Source organism: Nocardiopsis protaetiae (assembly GCF_045446735.1).
Lineage (GTDB): Bacteria > Actinomycetota > Actinomycetes > Streptosporangiales > Streptosporangiaceae > Nocardiopsis > Nocardiopsis protaetiae.
Genome location: NZ_JBJJBV010000395.1, coordinates 1 through 4,662, shown reverse-complemented (window position 1 = coordinate 4,662; position 4,662 = coordinate 1). Strand labels below are relative to the sequence as shown.

The 4,662-nt window shown below is 73.1% G+C and carries 5 protein-coding genes; 2 read left to right on the top strand and 3 right to left on the bottom strand.

The features are described 5' to 3' along the window. Positions 1–9: 9 nt before the first annotated feature. From ACJOT3_RS32665 to ACJOT3_RS32655, 3 genes are read right to left on the bottom strand one after another with little or no spacing between them, the layout of a single operon-like run. Entirely contained in the window at positions 10–1,608 is a 1,599-nt protein-coding gene (locus ACJOT3_RS32665; RefSeq protein WP_406976992.1) for an ABC transporter permease, read from the bottom strand. Then, the gene (locus tag ACJOT3_RS32660) at positions 1,605–2,528 is read right to left on the bottom strand and encodes an ABC transporter ATP-binding protein (protein ID WP_406976991.1); all 924 of its coding nucleotides are present in this window, start codon (positions 2,526–2,528) and stop codon (positions 1,605–1,607) included. Before ACJOT3_RS32660 ends, ACJOT3_RS32665 begins: the two co-directional genes overlap by 4 nt. A gap of 11 nt (positions 2,529–2,539) precedes the next feature. Beyond that, complete coding sequence (locus ACJOT3_RS32655; protein ID WP_406976990.1) at positions 2,540–3,208, bottom strand: TetR/AcrR family transcriptional regulator; 669 nt, start codon at positions 3,206–3,208, stop codon at positions 2,540–2,542. Between the two features lie 103 nt (positions 3,209–3,311). On the opposite strand from ACJOT3_RS32655, the gene ACJOT3_RS32650 reads away from it, so the two are divergent. Next, on the top strand, positions 3,312–4,115 hold the full coding sequence (locus ACJOT3_RS32650) for a carbon-nitrogen hydrolase family protein (protein ID WP_406976989.1): 804 nt from the start codon (positions 3,312–3,314) through the stop codon (positions 4,113–4,115). A gap of 247 nt (positions 4,116–4,362) precedes the next feature. Then, complete coding sequence (locus ACJOT3_RS32645) at positions 4,363–4,608, top strand: hypothetical protein (RefSeq protein WP_406976993.1); 246 nt, start codon at positions 4,363–4,365, stop codon at positions 4,606–4,608. Positions 4,609–4,662: the final 54 nt, after the last annotated feature.

The following is a 4,662-nucleotide window of genomic DNA, read 5'->3' as shown; positions in this document are numbered from 1 at the left end:
GGCGGCGGGTCAGGCGGTGGCCAGGTCCCGGCGGCGGAAGCCCGCCAGGGCCAGGGCGAAGCCGACCAGGGCCGCGGCCGTGACGGCCGCCGTGGGGGCGGGGTCGAAGTCCTCGACCGGCGGCAGCGGCAGCATCCCGAACGCGCTGAGGTCCAGCGACCAGTCGGGCATGCCCAGCAGGGCGCCGAGCATGGTGGCGAACAGGCTGTAGCCCAGCCACAGCCACACCACCGGCAGCAGCCGCGGCGCCGCCCCCACCACCAGGGCGGTGAGCGCGGCGAACGCCAGCGCCGCGGGCAGCTGCGACAGCGCCGACCCCAGCAGGTCGCCGATCCAGGCCGAATCCCCGGTGGCGCTCACCGCGCCGACCCCGATGCCCAGCCCGCCCAGCACCACGATCAGGGACACGGACAGCACGGTCACGGCCAGCGCCGCACCGAACCAGCGCACCCGGCCGACCGCGGTGGCCAGCACGACCTCGGCCCGGCCCGCCCCCTCCTCGGTCCGCACCCGCAGCACCGACAGGATCGCGTACGCCGACGCGGCCATCACCGCGTAGGTCGCCATCACCGCGAGGAACCCCGCGGTGAGGTCGTCGGCGGCGTCGCCCAGGACCGCGGCCATCTCGGGGTTCTCCGCCAGCATGTCGTCCACCGCGGTGGCCAGGGTGCCGAAGGAGACCCCGAAGAGGAACACCGCGACGCCCCAGGCGATGATCGCCCCCAGCTGCTGGCGCAGGTGCAGGGCGAACACACCGTTGAGCAGCGCACCGGCGCCCGCCGGGCCCGGCCGCGGCGGGAACAGCCCCGCGCCCAGGTCGCGCCGCCCGGCCAGGACGTGGGTCACGGCGAAGAGCACGGCGGTGACCAGCGGGTACAGGGCCAGCGGCCACCAGCGCGGGTCGTCGAACACCCGCGTCTGCTGCACCCACGAGAACGGGGACACCCAGGAGGCCGCGTTGCCGCCCTGTTCGGCCAGGTCGCCGACGACCCGGGACAGGAACAGCACGCCGACGGCCAGGAAGGCCAGCCCCGAGGCGGCCCGCGCGTGCTCGGTGAGCTGGGCGCACGCCGCGGCGATCGCGCCGAAGCAGATCCCGGCCAGCCCCAGGCCCAGGCCGTAGCCCAGCGAGTCGGCGGCCTCCAGCCCGTACCCCGCCATGATCGCGCCGGTGGCCCCGCCGATGACCAGGTTCAGCAGGGACACGGTGAGCAGCGCCGCGGCCATCTGCGCGCCGGAGCCCAGGACCCCGGCCCGCAGCAGCTCGGAGCGGCCGCTCTCCTCCTCGGCCCGGGTGTGCCGGACCACGTGCAGGACGCTCATGACGGCCAGGGCGATGAGCAGGCTCATCGTCATCTCGTTGACCATCATCGGGCCGAGCGTGTAGTCGTCCAGCCCGTACCCCGGGCCGCCGAACACGATCCCGGTGGGCGTCTCCATGAGCGCGGCCCGGGCCTGGCGCTGGGCGTCGGTGGAGAACGCCTCGTCGAGGGCGGGCAGGGTCAGCGCGACCGTGCCGACCAGCGCGGCCGTCCACACGGACAGCCGGACGCGGTCGCGGCGCAGGATGAACCGGATCAGCGTCCCGGTGCCGGTGAGCGCGTTCACGCCGGGCTCCCGGGGTCTGCGTCGAGGGCGGCCGGCGCGTCGCCGTAGTGGCGCAGGAACAGCTCCTCCAGCGACGGCGGGTTGACCGTCAGGGAGCGCACCCCCAGGTCGGCGACCGCAGTCATCACGGCGTCGAGGCGGTCGTTGTCCACGTCCATGGAGATCCGGTCGCCGTCGACCTCGGCGTTGTGCACCCCGGCCAGCGCGGCCACCGCGCCCGGGTCCCGGGCGAGGGTGGCGCGCACCGCCGACCGGGTCAGGTGGCGCAGGTCCTCCAGGGTTCCCGACTCCACGGTCCGGCCCTGGCGGATGATCGTGACGGTGTCGCAGAGCTTCTCGACCTCGGACAGGATGTGGCTGGACAGCAGCACCGTGCGCCCCTGCTCCTTGGCCTCCAGCACGCACCGGGTGAACACCGCCTCCATGAGCGGGTCCAGGCCCGAGGTCGGCTCGTCCAGGATGAGCAGTTCGGCGTCAGAGGCCAGCGCGGCGACCAGGGCGACCTTCTGCCGGTTGCCCTTGGAGTAGGTGCGGGCCTTCTTGGCGGGGTCCAGCTCGAACCGGGCCAGCAGCTCCTCCCTGCGCCCCCTGTCCAGGCCGCCGCGCAGCCGCCCGAGCAGGTCGATGGCCTGGCCGCCGGTCAGGTTGGGCCACAGGGTGACGTCGCCGGGGACGTAGGCGATCCGCCTGTGCAGGGCGACCGCGTCCTTCCAGGGGTCGCCGCCCAGCAGGCGGACGGTGCCGGCGTCGGACCGCAGCAGGCCGAGCAGGATGCGGATGGCCGTGGACTTGCCGGAGCCGTTGGGGCCGAGGAACCCGGCGACGCGGCCGGTCTCCACGGTCAGGTCCAGGCCGTCGAGGGCCTGGAGCCGGCCGAAGTACTTGTCGACGCCGCGGGCGTCGACGGCGGGTGAGGACATGGGCGCTCCCGTCAGGAGTGGTGGGTGGGGTCGGTGTCGGGACCGTCCTCGGCGCCGCCGGTGTGGTGCAGGTAGGCGTCGAGCATGGCGGAGTCGGCGAGGATGCCCTCGGTGTACAGCTCCAGGGACGGGAGCATGAACTGCGCGGTCCAGTCCCGCAGCATCTCCCCGTAGTCCTCGTCGGTGCCGCGCCCGCGCAGGGCGATGAAGACCAGGACGGAGCCCAGGGCGGTGGAGACGGCGAACCGGGCCCGTCCCCGCGGGTCGCGGCTGGGCAGGTACGCCCCCTGTTCGACCCCGCGGGCGAAGTGCTCCTCGGTGGTGGTGACGAGGCGTTCGTAGAGCCGGTGGGCGAGCGGGCCGCCGTCCTGGAAGGTGCGCATGGTGTAGCCGAACAGGTCGGCGTACCCGTCGACCTCGGCCAGCATCGCGAGGAGGGCCCCGGAATCGCCGGTGTCACCGCCTTCCAGGTCGGAGATGCTGCGGGCGACCTGCTCGTCGCAGGCCTCGCGCAGCCCGGCCTTGGAGCCGAAGTGGTGGATGACCAGGCCGGGGGAGACCCCGGCGTGGTCCGCGATGGCGCGGACCGTGGCCCCGAACCCCTGGCGGGCGAAGCACGTGACGGCGGCATCGCGGATCCGCGCCCGGGTGGTGAGGTCGGAGGCATCGGTTGAACTCATGTTCAATAGCTTAAACACACGTTCAATGCCGGGGCAAGGGGGCGCCCCGGTCCGCGGGGCCCGGCCGTACACTCGTGGCACCCGTGTCGATGAGGAGGATCCGATGGTGCAGGTCGCGGTCGCCCAGTTCGCCCCCGGTCAGGACAAGGCGGAGAACCTGCGCTCGGTGGCGCGGCTGACCGCGCGGGCCGCCGCCCTGGGCGCACGGGTGGTGCTGCTGCCCGAGTACACGATGTTCACCGCGCCCCGCACCGACGACCGCTACGTCAAGGCGGCCGAACCCCTGGACGGGCCGTTCGTCGCGGCCGCCGCCGACACCGCCCGCCGCGAGGGCGTCCACCTGGTGCTGGGCGTCAACGAGGAGACCGGGGGCGGCACGCACTTCACCAACACGCTGGTCGCGCTGTCGCCGCGGGGAGAGCGGGTCGCGCTCTACCGCAAGGTCCACCTGTACGACGCGTTCGGCGTCAAGGAGTCCGACGTGGTCGCGCCCGGGCCCATCGAGGAGCCGCAGACCTTCACCGTCGAGGGTGTGACCTTCGGCCTCCAGACCTGCTACGACCTGCGCTTCCCCGAGGTGACCCGGCGGCTCGCGGACGCCGGGGCGCACGTGGTGCTGCTGGCCGCGCAGTGGGTGCCCGGCCCGCTGAAGGAGGAGCACTGGCGGACGCTCGCGCGCGCCCGCGCGATCGAGAACACCGTGTACGTCGCCGCCGCCGGGCAGTCGGCCCCCACGGGCGCGGGCAACAGCATGGTGATCGACCCGATGGGGACGCCGATCGCCGCGCTGGGGGAGCAGGCCTTCGAGGTGGCCGCCGCCGAGGTTTCGGCCGCGCGGGTGGATGAGGTCCGTACGACCAACCCCGCGCTGGCGATGCGCCGCTTCGCTGTGGTGGCCCGCGACTGATTCGGTGTCGCCGGGCGCAGACCGCCTCCTGGATGTCCGACAAATCCACTGATCAAGCAGGTTTCAGGCGGGGTCTTCCCAGGCTTGGTTACTTAGAGCTATGATCTACCTGCACGGAGTGATTTAGATGGGGACGGACCCTTCCAGGTGCCGAGCGCCTCTGATTCAATAAAGAGCCGGTAACTATCGGCCCGCCAGACTGTCCTAAACCACGGGGGGAGCAGGGACATTGCGCGGAATGAGCACGATGTGCGCATCGGATGCGGGGACCGACGCGGTATCCGACGGATACGTGTACGACCCGGAATCGTTGAGCGCGGAGCAGTGCACGGGGGATGCCTGCGCCGTCTGCCACACGCGATGGCCCCGGCCGCGGATCGCCCTGGGCGTCCTGCCGGACGGGGTCCCGGTGTTCGGTTGTGATGACTGCGCGGCGCTCGTGGGCGCCGGAACGCCGGTCGCCGCCGACGCCCGGGTGTTCGCCGCCCGCTGAGCCGGGGAGAGCGCGGTCGCGCTCCGGGTCCAAGGGGGAGAGAAGGACCCGGAG